General features: G+C 68.0%; 18 protein-coding genes. 10 read left to right on the top strand and 8 right to left on the bottom strand.

The features are described 5' to 3' along the window. Positions 1 to 133: 133 nt before the first annotated feature. Both EV650_RS32215 and EV650_RS32210 read left to right on the top strand, forming a co-directional pair. Positions 134 to 1,174: a LacI family DNA-binding transcriptional regulator gene (locus EV650_RS32215; RefSeq protein WP_134122945.1), complete on the top strand. Its 1,041-nt coding sequence runs from the start codon at positions 134 to 136 to the stop codon at positions 1,172 to 1,174. Then, positions 1,171 to 2,580, top strand: coding sequence for a glycoside hydrolase family protein (locus EV650_RS32210; protein ID WP_134122944.1), 1,410 nt, complete (start codon positions 1,171 to 1,173; stop codon positions 2,578 to 2,580). The genes EV650_RS32215 and EV650_RS32210 overlap by 4 nt, the downstream gene beginning before the upstream one ends. Here the strand turns inward: EV650_RS32210 and EV650_RS32205 are convergent. From EV650_RS32205 to EV650_RS32190, 4 genes are all read right to left on the bottom strand, one after another. Next, positions 2,559 to 3,083: an SRPBCC family protein gene (locus EV650_RS32205; protein WP_134122943.1), complete on the bottom strand. Its 525-nt coding sequence runs from the start codon at positions 3,081 to 3,083 to the stop codon at positions 2,559 to 2,561. The genes EV650_RS32210 and EV650_RS32205 overlap by 22 nt on opposite strands. After that, the gene (locus tag EV650_RS32200; RefSeq protein ID WP_134122942.1) at positions 3,080 to 3,406 is read right to left on the bottom strand and encodes an ArsR/SmtB family transcription factor; all 327 of its coding nucleotides are present in this window, start codon (positions 3,404 to 3,406) and stop codon (positions 3,080 to 3,082) included. Before EV650_RS32200 ends, EV650_RS32205 begins: the two co-directional genes overlap by 4 nt. A 50-nt stretch (positions 3,407 to 3,456) precedes the next feature. After that, entirely contained in the window at positions 3,457 to 4,218 is a 762-nt protein-coding gene (locus EV650_RS32195; RefSeq protein ID WP_202875135.1) for a GAF and ANTAR domain-containing protein, read from the bottom strand. Between the two features lie 129 nt (positions 4,219 to 4,347). Beyond that, complete coding sequence (locus EV650_RS32190) at positions 4,348 to 5,331, bottom strand: helix-turn-helix transcriptional regulator (protein ID WP_134122940.1); 984 nt, start codon at positions 5,329 to 5,331, stop codon at positions 4,348 to 4,350. An 85-nt stretch (positions 5,332 to 5,416) separates the two neighbouring features. On the opposite strand from EV650_RS32190, the gene EV650_RS32185 reads away from it, so the two are divergent. Further along, complete coding sequence (locus EV650_RS32185; protein ID WP_134122939.1) at positions 5,417 to 5,821, top strand: VOC family protein; 405 nt, start codon at positions 5,417 to 5,419, stop codon at positions 5,819 to 5,821. Here the strand turns inward: EV650_RS32185 and EV650_RS32180 are convergent. After that, positions 5,810 to 6,604, bottom strand: coding sequence for a COG4705 family protein (locus EV650_RS32180; protein WP_134122938.1), 795 nt, complete (start codon positions 6,602 to 6,604; stop codon positions 5,810 to 5,812). The genes EV650_RS32185 and EV650_RS32180 overlap by 12 nt on opposite strands. Positions 6,605 to 6,666: 62 nt before the next feature. Between EV650_RS32180 and EV650_RS32175 the strand changes: the two genes are divergently transcribed. After that, on the top strand, positions 6,667 to 7,626 hold the full coding sequence (locus tag EV650_RS32175; RefSeq protein ID WP_134122937.1) for a phosphotransferase enzyme family protein: 960 nt from the start codon (positions 6,667 to 6,669) through the stop codon (positions 7,624 to 7,626). Here the strand turns inward: EV650_RS32175 and EV650_RS32170 are convergent. Next, positions 7,607 to 8,584, bottom strand: a complete 978-nt coding sequence (locus EV650_RS32170; protein ID WP_134122936.1) for an NmrA/HSCARG family protein — start codon at positions 8,582 to 8,584, stop codon at positions 7,607 to 7,609. The genes EV650_RS32175 and EV650_RS32170 overlap by 20 nt on opposite strands. 96 nt (positions 8,585 to 8,680) lie before the next feature. On the opposite strand from EV650_RS32170, the gene EV650_RS32165 reads away from it, so the two are divergent. Next, positions 8,681 to 9,172: a MarR family winged helix-turn-helix transcriptional regulator gene (locus tag EV650_RS32165; protein ID WP_238174614.1), complete on the top strand. Its 492-nt coding sequence runs from the start codon at positions 8,681 to 8,683 to the stop codon at positions 9,170 to 9,172. A gap of 9 nt (positions 9,173 to 9,181) precedes the next feature. Here EV650_RS32165 and EV650_RS32160 read toward each other — a convergent pair whose 3' ends face one another. After that, the gene (locus tag EV650_RS32160; RefSeq protein ID WP_134122934.1) at positions 9,182 to 9,511 is read right to left on the bottom strand and encodes a hypothetical protein; all 330 of its coding nucleotides are present in this window, start codon (positions 9,509 to 9,511) and stop codon (positions 9,182 to 9,184) included. A gap of 24 nt (positions 9,512 to 9,535) precedes the next feature. Between EV650_RS32160 and EV650_RS32155 the strand changes: the two genes are divergently transcribed. The 5 genes from EV650_RS32155 to EV650_RS32135 all read left to right on the top strand — a co-directional run bounded on the left by EV650_RS32155 (position 9,536) and on the right by EV650_RS32135 (position 17,363). After that, positions 9,536 to 10,444 (top strand): FAD:protein FMN transferase, encoded by a 909-nt coding sequence (locus EV650_RS32155; RefSeq protein WP_134122933.1) that lies wholly within the window; start codon positions 9,536 to 9,538, stop codon positions 10,442 to 10,444. Next, positions 10,444 to 10,995, top strand: a complete 552-nt coding sequence (locus tag EV650_RS32150; RefSeq protein WP_134122932.1) for a hypothetical protein — start codon at positions 10,444 to 10,446, stop codon at positions 10,993 to 10,995. Before EV650_RS32155 ends, EV650_RS32150 begins: the two co-directional genes overlap by 1 nt. Then, complete coding sequence (locus EV650_RS32145) at positions 10,992 to 12,191, top strand: NADH-ubiquinone oxidoreductase-F iron-sulfur binding region domain-containing protein (protein ID WP_134122931.1); 1,200 nt, start codon at positions 10,992 to 10,994, stop codon at positions 12,189 to 12,191. The genes EV650_RS32150 and EV650_RS32145 overlap by 4 nt, the downstream gene beginning before the upstream one ends. Further along, positions 12,188 to 12,385, top strand: coding sequence for a ferredoxin (locus tag EV650_RS32140; protein ID WP_134122930.1), 198 nt, complete (start codon positions 12,188 to 12,190; stop codon positions 12,383 to 12,385). Before EV650_RS32145 ends, EV650_RS32140 begins: the two co-directional genes overlap by 4 nt. A gap of 115 nt (positions 12,386 to 12,500) precedes the next feature. Next, on the top strand, positions 12,501 to 17,363 hold the full coding sequence (locus EV650_RS32135; protein ID WP_134122929.1) for an NAD-glutamate dehydrogenase: 4,863 nt from the start codon (positions 12,501 to 12,503) through the stop codon (positions 17,361 to 17,363). On the opposite strand, the gene EV650_RS32130 is transcribed toward EV650_RS32135, so the two are convergent. Beyond that, positions 17,360 to 18,094 carry a GntR family transcriptional regulator gene (locus tag EV650_RS32130; protein ID WP_134122928.1) on the bottom strand — a complete coding sequence of 245 codons (735 nt, stop codon included), beginning with the start codon at positions 18,092 to 18,094 and terminating at the stop codon, positions 17,360 to 17,362. The genes EV650_RS32135 and EV650_RS32130 overlap by 4 nt on opposite strands. Between the last annotated feature and the right edge of the window lie 84 nt (positions 18,095 to 18,178).

Here is an 18,178-nt window from a genome sequence, read left to right as displayed (position 1 = left end):
GCCCGGCGTGCCACCCAATACGTATTGACCCGGGACGGTAGCAGCGGTGTACGGTAGGGCGCAATACGTATTGGGCCGCTGTGTGATAGAAAATTTGCCGCGGCACCGAGGCCGCGAACGGTGAAGGGGGACCATGGCCAAGCAACCAGTCGGCCGGCCGAAACGGGTCACGATGACCGACGTCGCTCGCCGCGCCGGCGTCTCCCAGCCGACGGTCTCGTTCGTGCTGAACGACCGCCGCGACGTCGCGGTGGCCGAGGAGACCAGGCGCCGCGTGCTCGAGGCCGCGGCCGAGCTCGAGTTCGTGCCGAACCGCGCGGCCCAGTCGCTGCGGTCGAACCGGTCCTTCACCGTCGGCGTCGTGACCAGCGGGATCGTCTCCCAGCCGTACGCAGGTCTGATCGTGCTCGGCCTGCAGCAGGTCGTCCAACCGGCCGGCTACGTGTGCATGGTCGTCGACACGACCGACGATCCCGAGCAGGGCGACGCTGCAGTGGCGAGCCTGGTCGGGCAGGGAGTCGCCGCGATCGTGTATGCGTCGCTGTCGCCCAAGCCGCTGCACCGGAGTCCGAGGCTCGACGGGATCCGGACGATCTTCGTCAACTGCTGGCCGGAGGAGGGCAGTGCCGACACGGTCCTGCTGGCCGACGAGTACGCCGGTGGCCGGGCCGCCGCCGCGTCCGTGTTCGAGCGCGGACATCGCGAGGTGGCCTTCCTGGGCGGCCCGCGGAACGACTACGCCTGCAAGGAACGCCGGCGCGGGTTCGACGACGCCGCCCGGGCCGCCGGTCTGCGTCCGGCGAGCCTCGTGCATCGGTACGGCAACTACCAGATCGGATCGGGTTACGACCTGGCGACCGAGGTGGTGACCGAGCACGGATCGACCGCACTCGTCTGCGGGAACGACCGGATGGCGATCGGGGCTCTTCTTTCCCTGCAGGCCATGGGATTGACCTGCCCGCAGGACGTCAGCATCGTCGGCTTCGACGATCAGCCCGATGTCGCGGACCAGGTCCGTCCAGGTTTGACGACCGCGGCGTTGCCGCACCTGATGCTGGGCCGCCGGGCCGGCGAACTGGTGCTGGCCGAGCCCGACGGCGCGCCCGAACGGGTGATCGTCGACTGCGAGCTGATCGAGCGTGACTCGGTCGGCGACCCGCCGCGACGTCCATGAGCGGGTATGTCGGCGACGTCATCCCGTTCAGCTATGACGGCCGGATCTGGTTGTTCTACTTGCTCGACGAGCGATCGGACGATCCGACCGGTATGCCGTGGGCTTTGGTGTCGACCACCGACTTCGTGCAGTACACCGACCATGGCGTCGTACTGCCTGCCGGTGATCGGGATGCGGTCGACTTCGACTGCTACACGGGGTGCGTGATTGCTGACGGCTCTCAGCTGCACCTGTTCTACACCGGCCACAATCCGCGCCGCGGGGACGCGGCTGGCTCGTTCCAGGTGGTCTGTCACGCTGTCAGCGACGGTGATCCGACTCGATGGACCAAGAGGCCTGAGCTCACCTTCGGCGCGGCTGCCGGCTATGTGCCGCAGGACTGGCGAGACCCGTTCGTCTATCGCACTGCTCCCGGTGAGCCGTGGCAGCTGGTCCTCGCGGCGCGGTACGCCGATGGGCCGGATCGTCGATGTGGTGTCGTCGCGAGGTTGACGTCGACCGACCTGGAGAAGTGGACGATCGCGGAGCCGCTGTGGGAACCGCACCGGTTCATTACCCAGGAGTGTCCCGACGTGTTTCAGTGGGGCGACTGGTGGTATCTCGTGTATTCGGAGTTCAGCGATGCGTTCCAGACGCGCTACCGGGTCGCGCGGCATCCGGACGGGCCGTGGCTCGCGCCCGGTCGCGACACCGTCGACGGTCGCGCGTTCTATGCGGCCAAGTCCGTCGAGCACGACGGGCGGCGGTTCTTCATCGGCTGGATCCCAACGAAACAAGGGGATTCCGACGACGGGCCGTGGCAGTGGGCCGGCGATCTCGCCGTACTCGAGGCGCATCAGGAGGGCGACGGGACGCTCGCCTTCGCCCTGCCGGCGGAGGTTCGCGCGGCGTATTCCGACGTACAGCAGGTGAAGCTGTCACCGGTCGACGGCGCGGCGGCCGAGCCGGGGCAGGGAGCGCTCGATCGGTACGCCGCTTGGCTCGGAGACCCCGTGCCCGAACGATGCCTGATCTCTCTGACGGTTGACGTCGACGCCGGCACGCAGGCCTTCGGATTGTTGCTCCACGCAACCGCCAACGGCGAGGAAGCAACCGTCCTGAGGCTTGAGCCTCAACGCGACCGCGTCGTCCTCGACAGCTGGCCGCGTGGACGCACCGGTCCGGCGCAGTGGCAGGTCGAAGGCGACGTACCGCACGTCGTGGAGCTAGAACGGCCCTGCCCGCTGCCACCTGGTCGGCACGTCATCCAGGTCCTCCTGAACGGCACCACCGGCCAGGTGGTCGTCGACAATCGCGTCGCTCTGACCTTCCGCCGCTACGACCAAGGCGACGGCCACCTCGGCCTCTTCGTCACGGACGGAAGCCTCAACCTCGTCGAGCTAACTCAGTCGACTGCCAGCTGCTGATAGGCAGGAGCGAGTTCGGCCCACCGTGCCGCGGTGTCGCCGGGCTTGCCGCCGGCGAGGTAGGCAGCCAGGTTTTCGGCGTGGATCTGCCAGCCGGCCCCGTAGGCCGCGAGCTTGCCCAAGGGCAGGCCGCGGATCTCTAGGACCAGGACCGTCTGGCCGCCGTCGGCGGTCAGAGTGGCCTCGGTGAGCTGGTCGAAGGGCCGCGCGCCACCGTTCTGCGCCGACTCGTCGGTCTCCCTGGTCGTCACCTGCAGCCGTCGCGGCGGTTCGCACACGTCCACCTGCCCGACCGCGTGCAAGTCGGCGGCTTCGAGACACACGGTGAACTGCCCGCCGCGACGCAGGTCACCCTCGATCTCGCCGTACCAGCGGGCCAGCCGGCGCGGATCGATGAGGGCGGACCACAAGTCGTCGATGTCGGTGTCGTAGCGGTCCTCGATGCGTACGACGCCTGCGCCGTCCGCGGACCCTAGTGTGCCCAGGACGCTGGTACCGGTCATTTCGTCTGCCTCCGTTCGTGCTTTCCTCGGGCGACCTCGGTGTGCAGGGCGTCCAGCCGCTGCTCCCACAAGGTCTGGTATCGCTCGAGCCATTGATGGACCTCGGCGAGAGGTTGCGGGCGGATGCTGTAGATGCGCCGCTGCGCCTCCTGGCGAACGTCGACCAGCCCGGCCTCACGCAGTACCCGCAAGTGCCGGGACACGCCCGGCCGGGCAATCGGCAGCAGAGCCACCAGCTCACCTGCGGTCGCTTCTCCGTCGGCCAAGGCCTCGAGGACCGTACGCCGGCTCTCGTCGGCCAATGCGCGCAACACAGCTTCCATGCGAGCAATGTACCCATCTGGGTACGTAACCGTCAAGGTACATAAGCGGCTCAGCCGAGGGCCAGGCCGTATTTCTTCAGGACCTCTGCGAGGTTGCCGGTGTTCTGGGCTTCGACGACGTTCAGGGACACGGTCCTGAGCTTCACGTTCTGGTCCTGTGACGCGCGCTTGAGGACGTCGAACGCGACGTCGGAGGTGACCCCGTACCGGTGCATCAGGACGCCTTGGGCCTGTCCGATGGTCGTTCGGGTGTGCAGCGCGGCCTGGAGGTGCTCGATCAGCTTCGTGCTGTTCTCGTAGAGCGTCACGTTGTCGAAGGCGACGCCTGCATGCAGCGCGAAGAGCAGCACGAGGTCGTACGACGAACTGCTGAACGCGTCCGGTTTGACGGAGAACAGGCTGAACGCCGCCGCGATACTTCCGGCCGGAAGCGGGAGAAACACGCAACTGCGGTAGCCGGCGTTGATCGCGGCAGCGCCGAATTCCGGCCAGCGGTGGTCCGCGGCCAGGTCGCCGATCCGCCGCGGCTCGCCGTACAGCAGGGAATCGTGGAGCGGGCCGCCGGACGCGGTCAGTTGTGCGGCCAGGGCGGCCCGCGACGGTTCGGCGACCTGATCCGCGGTCTTGTGGTGCCGAGCGAGGATTTCGGGCGTGTCCTGCGTAAGCGCCGTGATCGCGGCCTCTTCACACTCGGGCACGCTGAGTACCACCCGCGTGACGAACCGGTCGAGGGTCGTGACCACATCGTCGTCGTCGACCAGGCGGCCGATCTCGGCCAACTCCTGCGCCAACTCCAGTACCTGCTGTTCCATGCTGCCCATCGTCGCGCATGTCGGCGAAAACAGTAGGTTCGCGGGGCGATTGGGCTCATTCGCAATGGGCACCGGAATGAGACAGTGACCGGCTGTCTGCAGGCGTGCCGGATCTGAGAACGCGGCGGTTCAGCCCCGCAGCCGCGGCGTTCCGTGGGGCCGGCCTTGGGGGCCGGCCCCATGTTCGGCCCAGCTGGCGAGCCGATTTGCCAGGTCGGCCACCTTCCCGCGCAGTTCGGCGGGCTCCTCGATCACGAACGGCCGGTCCAGACCAGCTAGCAGTGCGGGCACCCAGTCGAGCCGCTCAGCCCGGAGCTCGACCCGGACCTCGCTTCCGAGTGGAGTGACCACAGCCAGGCCGAGCGGGAGCCGACGCTGTATGTCGTCCACCGTGCCAAGCACCCGCACCGACACTGTGTGTGCCCACGGCGCCGTCGCGAGCGACTCCAGCACGGCACGAGCCGGATCATCGCCCGGGGCCTTCTCTGTGGTTGCCGTAAGCAACGATGCGGAGATGATCCGGTCTAGCCGGAAGGTGCGGTCATCAGTCGCGACGTACCAATGGCCGGCGTGCCCAACCACGCCGTACGGCGCGATCGTGCGCGTACTGCGCTGTCCGCGGCGGTCGGTGTAGTCGATCTCGACCGCCCGTCGGTCCCGCGCGGCCTCGGCGATTGTGAGCAGTACGCCGGTGTCGGTGGGCGGGCCGGATCGCGGTGGAGCGGTGAACGACGAGGTTGAGAGCAAGGCGCCGAGCCGGTCGGCCAACCGGGCGGGGAGTACGCGGCGGAGTTTCGACAGCGCGCTGTCCGACGCGGTTGACTCCGGTACCAATCCGGCCCGCCGGCCGACAACGAGCCCGATCGCCACCGCGACAGCTTCGTCGTCGGTGAGCATCAGCGGCGGCATCCGGAAGCCCGGTGCGAGCCGGTAGCCGCCGTACCGGCCACGGACTGAACGAATCGGAATGTCCAGGTCGGCCAGGTGTTCGGCGTACCGCCGGATGGTCCGCTCGTCGACGCCGATCCGATCGGCGAGGTCCGCGACGCGACGGGTGCCGCCGCTCTGGAGCAACTCGAGCAGCGCGAGCACCCGTGACGTCGGTCTCGTCATGATCTCGAGAATACCGGGCGGGTCCTGTCCGGTATTGGTTCTAGCCTCGGAACGACATCGCATCCTGAGAGTTGGAGAACCCCTCATGACCAGCTTCGCCTCGGTCCGTATCGTCACCGACGACGTCGATCGGCTGACCGCCTTCTACGAACACGTCACCGGTCTGACTGCAAGCCGGCCCGTCCCGGTGTTCGCCGAGCTGCGGACAACCGCGGGCACGCTCGCGATCTCCAGCAGCCGGCTGACGGACCAGTTGTACGGCGCGGAGGTGGTCCGCGCGGCCGACAATCACACGGTGTTCTTGGAGTTCCTGGTGCCGGACGTCGATGCCGAGTTCGACCGGCTGCGCGATCTGGAGTTTGTCCAGGAACCAACCACGATGCCCTGGGGCAACCGGTCGATCGTGCTCCGCGACCCGGACGGCAACCTGGTCAACCTGTTCACCCCGGTCACCACAGAGGCCGCTCTCCGGGTAGGTCTAGGGGACTAGGTCGGGTTCGTGGGCAGCCGAGTCACGGGCGTGGACGGCCGCGTGGTCGACGTCGCTGTGGGTCATGGTCAGGTAGGCGACGAGCGCCACGAAGAGAAGCAGCCCGATCGCGGTGACCGGACCGGTGCCCCAGCCGACGCCGCCGTCGTGGGTGCCCTTGCCGAGCCAGTCGGCGACCGAGGCGCCGAGCGGTCGGGTCAGCACGTACGACGCCCAGAAGGCGACCGTGACGTTGAGGCCGAGCTTCCGCAGCCCGAGCGGTACGACGATGAGCACGGCGAAGAGCAGGATCGACCAGGTGAAGCCGAGACCGAAGTCGATCGCGGTCGCGTCGCCGACCGCCGTACCGAGGCCGAAGGTCATCAGCACGACGCCCCAGTAGAACCGCTCGCGGCGGGCGGTCGTGATCGAGTGCACCGAAATGGTGCCCTCGCTGCGCCGCCACCAGATCAGCAGGCCGCACAGCAGCACGAAGTACACGATGGAGTCGAACCAGTACGGCGTACCGAGCGCGACGTGTGGTCCGTCGGCGATCATCGTGCCGAAGACGGCGACGCTGAGGACTGCGGCCCAGTAGCGCACCGGGTGGTACGTGTCGGACTTGAGTTGCAGGTAGAGAGCGACGGAGAAGAAGCCGACCCCGATGACGGCGGCCAGCGGGATGCTGACGGTGCCGAGGAAGTCCGAGCCCGTCTCGCCGATCCCGGTGGTCAGCAACTTGACCACCCAGAACAAAAGAAAGACCGCGGGGACCTTCGGGGCCGAGAACACGCGAGTTCGCATGGGCTCGCAGGCTAGTACCGCCAACCTGATAGCCCCCTGAGTGCGCTTGTAGAGTTGGGAAAGTGGGGTTCGACGCGGTCCTTCGCCGGATGTACCAGCGCGAGAGCATCGACACCCTGCCCGCACACCTCGAGACGACCTACGGGATCGCCATCGCGAAGGTGACGCAGCTCGACGTCGGTGTGTTCAGGGTCGACCGAAGCGACAAGGGAACGCCGCTGGTCGCGCGGCTGTTCTCCGCAGACCGTTCGTACGCCGCCGCCGAGGGTGATCTCGCCGTACTGCGGTATCTCGCCGAGCTCGGCTTCCCGGCGGAGCGTCCGTACGGCGACGGGCCGCTGACCAGGCACGCCGGCCAGGCCGTGCTGGTCACCGAATTCATCAAGCAGACCCCGAAGGCGAAGCGCCCGCCGTACCCGATCGTCCGCCTCGGCGCGATGATCGGCCGACTACACGGCCTCCCCGGGCCGGCCGTCACTGACCGCCCCGCAGGCGCCCTGCCGGGGCCGGCCGACGGCGACCGGCCCGCAGGCGCCCTGCACCACTTCGCCGAGGGAACGCTGGCCGACGAACTCCGGGCTGCCGCCGACTGGCTCGAGTCTGTCGAGGCGAGCCCAGCGGTCGATGCCCTCCGGACTGCCCTGTCGTCCGCCGATGGTGGAGACGGGCTGCCCGAGGGCTTCGTCCACCCCGATCCCGTCCCGAAGAACGTCATCTTCACCGCGGACGGCCCGGTCCTGGTCGACTGGACCTCCGCCGGCCGCGGCCCACGACTGCCGTCGATGACGCTCGTTCTGAAGTCAGGCTGGGCCGCGACCCCGTTCCTGAAGGGCTACACCCGAGTAGTCACCTTGACCGACGAGGAACGCGCCCGCCTCCCCGCCCTACTCTTCACCCGCCGCCTAATAGACCTGACCTTCCGCACCTGCCGCGCCCCAGACACCGCACCCCCCAACCTAAAAGCCCTCCGCCAAACCACCGAAGCCCAAGCCCAAACCCTCCTCAGCTCTGTGCAGCCTTGAGCTCTTCACGGTGCTTCTCGACCCACGTCGCAAACGACTCGAGCTCAGGGTTCAGCTCACGAACCTTCTCGATGTCACGCTCCCCGGTAAACCGGTCGTGGTTCTCGGCGTAGAACTGGAACATGTTGGACATTTCGATGGCCATGGGGAAGGGGTAGGTGCGGAACTCTTCCCAGGTGGGGGCGTGGTAGACGACCTCTTCGCCGAGAGTGTCGCTCAGGGCGGCGGCGTACTCCTTGCCAGTGAGGTGGTCGCCGGCGATGCTGACGGTTTCGCCGATTAGGTCGGGCCGCTTGAGGATCGCGAAGGCGCTCCGGCCGATGTCCTCCGAGGCGACGCCGGACAGTCGACGGTCGCCCATCGGCAGGGTGATCGTCAGCTTGCCGTCGGCGTTCCGGGTCGGCGGCATGCCGTTGAGGAAGGCATCGAAGTAGAACGTGGTCCGCAGGAACGTCGTGGGTACGCCGTACTTCGTGAACAGCTCGTCCGCCTCGCCCTTGGCGTCGAAATGCGGGACCTTGTAGCGGCCGTCGTCCAGATCCGGTACGTCGTCGCGTCCGTCGAAGAACGGCCGGGTGTCCTCGAGTGTCGACCAGACCAGGTGCTTGACGCCGGCGTCACGAGCGGCGCGGGCGGCGTTCTCGGCCTGGGCGAGCTCCATCTCGGCGCGGGTCCGGGCGGCCTCTTCGTCGGGTGTCAGCGCGGCCCAGTAGTTCGTCACCACGAAAGCGCCGTACGCGCCGTCGAACGCAGCCCGCACGCTCGCCTCGTCGTCGAGGTCGGCCGCGACCACCTCGGCGCCGGCCGCGGCGAGTTCCTTCGACGAGCCGGAGTCCGGGTTCCGGGTCAGCGCCCGGACGGCGTACTCGCCGGACTTGTCCGCGAGGATCGCGCGGACCAGCCCGCCGCCCTGCGATCCGGTCGCACCGACGACGGCGATCAGCTTCTTGTCAGTCATATCCGTGCACTCCCGATGAGTTGAGTTGATGTGTCAACCTGACCGATCGTAGCGCGTCTGGTTGATGTGTCAACCCAGGCGGGTAGGATGGGGTTCGTGACCAAGGAACCGTGGCTCGACGACGACGAGCAGAAGGCGTGGCGGAGCTATCTGCTGATGAACCGGACGCTGGAGACGCACCTCGAGCGCCACCTCCAGCGAGAGTTCGGCCTGTCCAAGTCGGACTTCGAGATCCTGGTCAACCTGTCCGAGTCGGAGTCCGGCCGGATGCGGGCGTTCGAGCTGAGCCGGTCGACCCAGTGGGAGAAGAGCCGGCTGTCGCACCACCTGACCCGGATGGAGAAGCGCGGCTTGATCCGCAAGGAGGCCTGCGAGTCCCGCTACCCGGAGATCGCCATCACTGAGCAGGGCCTGGCCGCGATCAAGGAATGTGCGCCGGCGCATGCGGCCCGGGTCCGGGAGTTCTTCGTGGACGTGTTCGGTCCGGAGCGGCTGGCGGTGCTCGGCGAGGTCTCGGACGAGATCGTCGCGACCATCGGCAAGCACTGCGACACCGACTGCCCGCCTGAGGTTCGCGGTACATCCTGAGGGAAGCTCTCAGACAGCTTTCAGGAGAACTTGACGGTGGCTTGATCTTCTCTTGGAGTGCGGCTGAGGAGCCTGCGGCGAGTCTTGGCGCATGGTCACCTCAGATGCAGCTTCCACCCGCCGACGCTGGTTGCACCGGGCGTCCGCGGCAGCCATAGCCACCGCCGTCCTCGGGGTCGGGGCAACCGGGATCTCGGTCGCGGTCGTCTCGTCGAAGCACTCCAGCAGCTCCGGTACGACGGCAACCTCGAGCAGCTCCGACGACTCGAACTCCAGCTCCAGCGGTTCCAGCTCGGACGACAGCTCGAGCGGGCTGGGCTCGTCCAGCTCGGGCTCCACCTCGCAAGGTGGGAGCAACGGCTCATGACCGCCTCCCGGACCTGGACCGCGTGGAGTTGCACGGTCCGCCTGACCGTCGACGACCCCGCCGTACTGGGTGCGGCGTGCGGTGAGCTCAAGGCTCTGATGGACCGCGTCGACAAGGCGGCGAGTCGGTTCCGCCCGGACTCGGAGCTGTCGGTCGTGAACAGCCGGGCCGGTGCGCTCGTACCGGTGTCGCGCCTGCTCGTCGACCTGGTCGACGTCAGTCTGGTCGCAGCACAGATGAGTGGCGGCGCGGTCGACCCGACCGTCGGCCCAGCTGTGATCGCGGCCGGGTACGACGCCGACATCGAGGCGGTACGACGCCGCTTCCCGCAACCTCCCGACGAACCGGGGCCGATCGCGGGCTGGCAGGAGGTCCGCCTCAACCGGAAGCTCGCGCTGCTCGGCGTACCCACGGACTGCGCCCTCGACCTAGGTGCCACCGCCAAGGCCTGGACCGCGGACCGGGCCGCCAACGTGATCAGCAAGCGCTACGGCTGTGCCGTCCTGGTCGAGATCGGCGGCGATCTGCGGGCAGCGGGTACGCCGAAGAAGCCGTGGGTCGTCACCGTCGCCGAGCGCGCCGGTGACCAGGGCGTCCTCGTCACGCTGGCCCACGGCGGCCTGACCACGTCGACCCGGACGGTACGGCGTTGGCAGACCCCGACCGGCTACGGCCACCACGTCATCGACCCACGCACCGGACTACCGGCCGCAGGCCCGTACCGGACCGCGTCCGTCTGGGCGCCAACCGCCGTACGGGCGAATACGTTCAGCACTGCACTCGTCGCCACTGGCGAGGCGGCACTGGGTCGACTGAAGCTGGCCAGTCACCCGGCCCGGTTGATCGGCGCCGACGGCGACATCACCGAGTTGTCGGGCTGGCCCGCAGCGAGCAGGGCTGCCTGATGACGCTGTGGTACCTCGCCCGTGCAGCCGGCGTGGTCGCGATGATCATGTTCACGCTGTCGGCCGCGCTGGGCATGGTCATGCCTGGCCTGCGTCGACCAGAGCGACGGTTCTGGCTGCAGTACGTGCACCGCTCGGCCGCAGTGACCGGGCTGGTTCTCTTGGCAACCCACGTGGTCGCAGTGATCACCGACGCCTACGTGAACATCAGTCCGGCCGTTCTGGTCTGGCCGTTCGGCTCTGGCTACCGACCGTTCGCGGTGGCTGTCGGTGTCCTGGCCTTCTACGGCCTGGTACTGGCGTCCCTCGTCGGAGCGTCCCGTGGTCGGTTGGCCGCGTCTGCCTCCTTCACGAAGTACTGGCGCAAGCTCCACATCGCCGCGTCGGTCGGCTGGCTGCTGTCCATCGGGCATGCGCTGCTCGCCGGCACTGATCGCAGTACGCCGTGGATGCTCGGCATCACCATCGGCTGTCTGGCCGCAGTCGCCACTGCGGCCGCGTATCGCCTCAATGCGACCCCGAAACTCACCCGTGCCTGGAGGGCTCAGTGATTACTGTCGAAGAGATCAGGGTCATCGGTGAGGCCAGAGTCCTCGCCGGACTCGACCAGGGCCGCCTGGACCTCCAGCGCCACCTCTTGACTCACGGAGATCAGCCGCAGCTGACCCGTGCGGACTACACCAACCTGTCTGAAGCAGTAGGACTCAGAGGACGTGGCGGGGCGGCCTTCCCGGTCGCACTGAAGCTGCAGGACCTGCCGGCTCGCGGTGTGGAGGCCGTAGTGGTCAACGGCTCCGAGAGTGAGCCGGTCAGCCGGAAGGACCGCCTGCTCCTCACCCAGTCGCCACATCTCGTTCTGGATGGTGCGGTCGGCCTGGCGCACGCACTGGGTGCGCCTCACGTGCTGATCGCCGTACACGACCCGGCGGCTGCTCTGTCGGTCCGGGAAGCGCTGATGGAGCGTGACGACGGGCTGGCGGTCGAGGTTCGTGAGACTCCAGGTCGGTTCGTCGCGGGGGAGGCCCGTGCCGTACTGAGCGCGCTGGAGGGCGGTCTCGCCGTACCACCCGGTCGGAGGGTGCTGCCGACGCGGAAGGGGTACCACCGGCGGCCGACGTTCCTTTCGAACGTGGAGACGTTCGCGCAGCTCGCAGTACTCGCGAGGCTCGGATCCCGCGGGTTCAGCAGCACCGGACTGATCAGTGAGCCCGGCACACAGCTACTGACGGTCGACGGAGCAGTGCAGTGGCCCGGTGTGATCGAGGCGCCGACCGGCGTACCTCTGGACACCGTCCTGCAGTACGCCGGTGCTGAGCCGGGGCCTGTCCTGCTCGGTGGGTACCACGGTCGCTGGCTCGAGCAGACGGACGGAGTGACGCTCCAGCGGCCAGAGGTGTCGGCCGGCATTATCCTGGCGCTCGGGCCCGCCACCTGTCCGCTCGGTGAGGTCACTCGTGTCGCCCAGTGGCTGTCCAGTCAGTCGGCCGGGCAGTGCGGGCCGTGTGTCTTCGGCCTGGCGGCCCTCGTCGACGACTTCGCCAGGCTGACGGTCGGCGATCCGCAGGGCTGGCACGACGCCCATCGGCACCTCGGTCTGGTCCCGGGGCGGGGAGCCTGCGCGCACCCGGACGGGACTGCGAGATTCCTCACGTCGGCGCTCGAGGTGTTCGACGACGACGTACAGCGGCACCTGTCAGGTCGCGGGTGCGGCCGACCGGTCCTGGGACTCCTTGGAGGGGCCCGATGAACAAGCTCGAGATCGACTGGACCAGGTGCGACGGTCACGGCCTCTGCGCAGGTCTGCTGCCCGACGACGTCCTGCTCGACGAGTGGGGATTCCCGGTCCTCCGCGGCCGCGAAATCACCGCCGGTGAGCTACCGGATGCGCGCCGCGCAGTCCTCGCATGTCCGGCTCTGGCACTGCGCCTCAACAATCGATGACAGGCCCGTCCCGACACCACACCAGTGACAAAGGTGGACTAATCTCTGAGTGACTGCACAACGTCGTGCGGTCCGGCGAGAGCGACGCCGAAGTCACGTGTGGAGACGGTGGGGAATGCAGAGCAAGCTGGACGTCCAGAAGGCAGATGTGCTCGCCAAGGCGGTGGCCGCGGGCACCCATGGGCACGACAAACTGGTCGACCCGGACAAGCTGAGGACGTTCCTCGAGCAGTACTACCGGCACGTCGCCGCCGAGGATGTCGCCGAGCGCCAGCCGAACGACTGCCTGGGCGCCGCGCGGCACCACTACAAGTCCGCGATGTCGCGCCCGCAGGGTACGGCGAAGGTGCACGTCTTCACCCCCACCCTCGAGGAGCACGGCTGGTCCGCGAGCGGGCGGACCGTGGTCGAGATCGTCGTCGACGACATGCCGTTCCTGGTCGACAGCGCCTCGATGACGATCACCGACCGCGGCCTCGAGCTGCAGCTGCTGATCCACCCGCAGTTCGTGGTGCGCCGTGACGTCGCCGGCACGCTGCAGGAGGTCCTGGACGACAGCACCGCCGCGGACGGGCACGACCTGGTCCGCGAGAGCTGGATGCACCTGGAGATCGAGCGGATCGCGGACGTCGCCGAGCACCGCGCCCTCGAGCAGGAGCTGCTCAAGGTGCTGAACGACGTCCGTGAGGCGGTCGAGGACTGGCCGAAGATGCACGAGAAGGCGGTCAGCATCGCCGCCGGGCTGAACGCCACCGGTCTGCCGGTCTCCGAGAACGAGGTGGAGGAGGCCCGCGAGCTGCTGGAGTGGCTGGCCGACGAGCACTTCACCTTCCTGGGATACCGCGAGTACGACTTCACCATGGAGGGCACGCAGGGCATCCTGCGCGGCCGGCCCGGGACCGGACTGGGCATCCTCCGGCCGGACCCGAAGCCCGGCTCCGGCAAGCTGCCGCCCGAGGTGAGCGCGAAGGCCCAGGAGCAGAAGCTGCTGATCCTGACCAAGGCGAACTCGCGGTCCACCGTGCACCGGTCGACCTTCCTGGACTACGTCGGGATCAAGCAGTTCGACGAGAAGGGCGAGGCGATCCGGGAGTGCCGGTTCATCGGTCTGCTCTCGTCGACGGCGTACACCGAGAGCGTCATGCAGGTGCCGGTGCTGCGGCGCAAGGCGCTGGAGCTGTTCCGCCTGACCGGCTTCGACCCGAACAGCCACAGCGGCAAGGGCCTCCTCGACGTACTGGAGACGTACCCGCGCGACGAGCTGCTGCAGGCCCCGGTGGAGGACCTGCTGCCGATCGTGCAGTCGGTGCTGCACCTGCAGGAGCGGCGTGCGGTCAAGCTGTTCGTACGGCGTGATGTCTACAACCGCTACCTGTCCTGCCTGGTGTACCTGCCGCGCGACCGCTACACCACTGCGGTCCGGCTGAAGATGCAGCAGATCCTGAAGGACGCGATCGGCGCCGAGTCGGTCACGTACGCCGCCTACGTCACCGAGTCCGTGCTGGCCAGGGTGCACTTCGTGGTCCGGATGAAGCAGGGCGAGACGGTCGGGGAGTTCGACGCGGACCTGCTCGAGCAGCAGGTGATCGAGGCGACCCGTGCCTGGGAGGACGACTTCACCGCGGCACTGCACGCCCAGGGCGGCGACGGTGCCGTGACCAAGCTGTTCCGTCGGTACGCGCACGCGTTCCCGGAGGCGTACAAGGAGGACTTCGACGCCCGCGTCGCGGTCAACGACGTACGTGTCCTGGAGAGCCTGCCGGCCGACAACGGTCTGTCGATGTCGCTCTACAGCCCGATCGACGAGGAGTGGGAGGGCGAGCGTCGCTTCAAGGTCTTCCGGACCGGGTCGGCGCTGTCGCTGTCGCAGGTGCTGCCGCACCTGACCGCGATGGGTGTCGAGGTGATCGACGAGCGGCCGTACGAGATCCGCTGCGACGACGGCGTGATGGCCTACATCTACGACTTCGGCCTGAAGGCGCCGGTGGACACCGAGGAGCGCGAGGAGCTGCGCAAGCTGTTCTCCGACACGTTCCAGGCGGTCTGGCAGGGCAAGGCCGAGTCCGACAAGCTGAACGCGCTGGTGCTGCGCGGCAGCCTCAGCTGGCGGCAGGTCTCGATCCTGCGCGCGTACCAGCGTTACATCCGCCAGGGCGGTACGCCGTTCAGCCAGGACTACATCCAGAACACCTTCCTGAACCACGTGGACGTCGCGAAGCTGCTCGTCCAGCTCTTCGAGGCCAGCTTCGACCCGGCCCGCGGACCGGCTGACGACCCGGACCGGACCATGCGGACGGACCAGCTGGAGAAGGAGATCCTGGCCGCGCTGGACACTGTGCAGAGCCTGGACGAGGACCGGATCCTGCGGTCGTACCTGACCGTTATGAAGGCGACGCTGCGGACGAACTACTTCCAGCCGGATGCGGACGGACAACCACGCTCGTACCTCTCGCTGAAGCTGGAGCCGAAGGCGATCCCGGACCTGCCGCAGCCGCGGCCGGCGTACGAGATCTTCGTCTACTCGCCGAAGGTCGAGGGTGTGCACCTGCGGTTCGGCGCGGTCGCGCGCGGCGGGCTGCGCTGGTCCGACCGGCGGGAGGATTTCCGGACCGAGGTGCTCGGCCTGGTCAAGGCGCAGATGGTGAAGAACTCGGTGATCGTGCCGGTCGGTGCGAAAGGTGGGTTCTACGCCAAGCAGCTGCCGGATCCTTCGGTCGACCGGGACGCCTGGCTGGCCGAGGGCATCGCGTCGTACAAGACCTTTATTTCCGGGCTGCTGGACATCACCGACAATATCGTTGCCGGTGACATCGTTCCGCCTCGCGACGTGGTGCGGTACGACGGTGACGACGCCTACCTGGTCGTTGCCGCGGACAAGGGTACGGCGACGTTCTCGGACATCGCGAACGGAGTCGCGAAGGACTACGGCTTCTGGCTGGGTGACGCGTTCGCGTCCGGCGGCTCGGTCGGCTACGACCACAAGGTGATGGGCATCACCGCCCGCGGCGCCTGGGAGTCGGTCAAGCGGCACTTCCGCGAAATGGGCCACGACTGCCAGAACGAGGACTTCACCGTCGTCGGTGTCGGCGACATGTCCGGTGACGTGTTCGGCAACGGGATGCTGCTGTCGGAGCACATCCGCCTGGTTGCGGCCTTCGACCACCGGCACATCTTCCTCGACCCGACCCCGGACGCGGCCACGTCGTTCCCCGAGCGGCGGCGGCTGTTCGAGCTGCCGCGGTCGTCCTGGGCGGACTACAACCGGGAGCTGATCTCGGCCGGTGGCGGCATCTTCCCGCGGACCGACAAGGCGATCCCGATCTCCACCGAGGTTCGCGAAGCGCTCGGGATCGAGGGCAGCCCGGCGACGCTGACGCCGGCCGAGCTGATGAACGCGATCCTGAAGGCGCCGGTCGACCTGTTCTGGAACGGCGGCATCGGCACCTACGTGAAGTCGGCCGGCGAGTCCAACGCCGACGTCGGCGACAAGGCCAACGACCCGATCCGGATCAACGGCTCCGAGCTGCGGGCCCGCGCGGTCGGTGAGGGCGGCAACCTCGGCTTCACCCAGCTGGGCCGGATCGAGTACGCCCAAGCCGGCGGCCGGATCAACACCGACTTCATCGACAACGTGGCCGGCGTGGACACCTCCGACCACGAGGTGAACATCAAGATCCTGCTGGACAAGGTGGTTGCTGACGGCGATCTGACCGAGAAGCAGCGCAACGACATCATCGCGTCGATGACCGACGAGGTCGGCGCGCTGGTGCTGAAGAGCAACTACCGGCAGAACATCGCCCTCGCCAACGCGAGCGCGCAAGCGGCGGCGCTCATGCACGTCCACCAGGACTGGGTGCGGCGGCTGGAGAGGCAAGGACTGCTCGACCGCGAGCTGGAGTTCCTGCCGAGCGTCACGGAGTTCAAGCGGCGTAAGGCGGAGGGGCGTGGGCTGACCTCGCCGGAGCTGTCGGTATTGATTGCCTACAGCAAGATCGTGATGGAAGCGGAGCTGCTGAAGACCTCGCTTCCGGACGACCCGTTCCTGAAGCACAAGCTGGCCAGCTACTTCCCGAAGGCGATCCAGGAGCGGTTCGGTGACCAGATCCAGAGCCACCAGCTGCGCCGCGAGATCATCACGACGCAGGTGGTCAACGAGTTCGTGAACACGTCCGGCATCACGGCGTACCACCGGCTCTCGCTGGAGACCGGCGGGACCGTCGAGGATGTGGTCCGGGCGAACCTGGCCGCCTCGCGGATCTTCTCGCAGCCCGAACTGCTGGCCCGCAACGCTGACCTGGACAACATCGTCGACGCCGAGACCCAGACCCACATGCGGCTGGAGACCCGGACGCTGGTCGAGCGCGCGACCCGCTGGCTGGTCAGCAACCGACGGCCTCCGGTCGACATCGAGGAGCTCATCGAGTTCTTCGGTCCGGGGATCGCGAAGCTGACCAACGCGCTGCCTGAGGTACTGCGGGGTCGCGAGCTGGCCCTGTTCGAGCAGCGCCGGGAAAGCCTTGTGCAGAAGGGGGTTTCGGACGATTTCGCTACTCGGATCGCCGTACTGCCTCCGGCGTACGCCGGCCTCGGCATCGTCGAGACCGCGTCCCGCGACGACATCGACATCCTCGAGGTCGCCAAGGTCCACTTCGCGCTCGGTGAGCGGCTGCAACTCGGCCGCTTCCTGGAGCGGATCATCGCCCTGCCGCGCACCGACCGGTGGCAGACGATGGCCCGCGCCGCGCTCCGCGACGACCTGCACGCCGTCCACGCCCGCCTCACCCACCAGGTGCTTGCCACCACCGACGCGTCGGCCGAGCCCGAAGACCGAGTCATCACCTGGCAGGACCAGAACGCAGTAGCCCTGTCCCGGGCAGCCTCGATGCTGGAGGAGATCGTCGAAACCGAAGGCCCCGAACTCGCTCAGCTCTCAGTGGGACTTCGCCTCGTCCGCACCCTGATCGTCAACCAGGCCTAGCGTTCGGAGACGACGACGTCGACGGAGTACTGGTCAGCTCGGTAGCAGTGGTTGCCGTACTCGACCGGTGAGCCGTCGGCGGCGTACGCCGAGCGGGTCATGGTGATGAGGGGTTCGGCCTTGGACATGTGCAGGGTTCGGCGTTCCTCGGCGGTCGCGTTGCGGGCGCCGATGCGCTGGCGGGCGACCGTCGGGCGGATACCGCGAGCCCGGAGTACGGCGTACAGGCCGTCGCTCGTGAGTTGCTCGAGGGTGAGGTCGTTGAGGGCCGGGGGCAACCAGTTGCGCATGATCGCGAGCGGGAGATCGTTGGCGTAGCGGAGCCGGACGATCGCGACGAGCGGCGTGCTGGGCGGGAGTTCGAGGACGGCGGCGGCGCGGTCGTCGTGCGCCTCGCAGTCGAGGGACAGCACCTCGGTCCGCGGGGTACGACCCTCTCGGGCGAGGTCGTCGTACAGGCTGGTCAACTCGGCCTTGCGGTGCACCATCTGGTTCGCAACCGTGGTGCCGATGCCGCGGCGGCGGACCAGCAGACCCTGGTTGACCAGCTCGGAGATCGCCCGCCGTACGGTCGGGCGGGACAGGCTGAGCCGGTCGGACATCCCGATCTCATTCTCGAACGCATCACCCGGCCGCAACCGGCCGTCGGTGATCGCGGCGGTCAGCTGCTCGGCCAGCTGGTGGTACAGCGGAACCGGGCTGGACCGATCAAGCTGGATGGGCAGGGTCATGGGGCCTCCCGGCCTGGACTGAGGAACGCAGGGAGCGAAGCGACCGGAGCGACGAGGGAAGGCCGGGAGTTACAGCCCCATGAC

The organism is Kribbella kalugense (assembly GCF_004365875.1).
GTDB lineage: Bacteria > Actinomycetota > Actinomycetes > Propionibacteriales > Kribbellaceae > Kribbella > Kribbella kalugense.
Note: the sequence above shows the minus strand (reverse complement) of the source record. Positions and strands in the feature narration are given on the sequence as shown.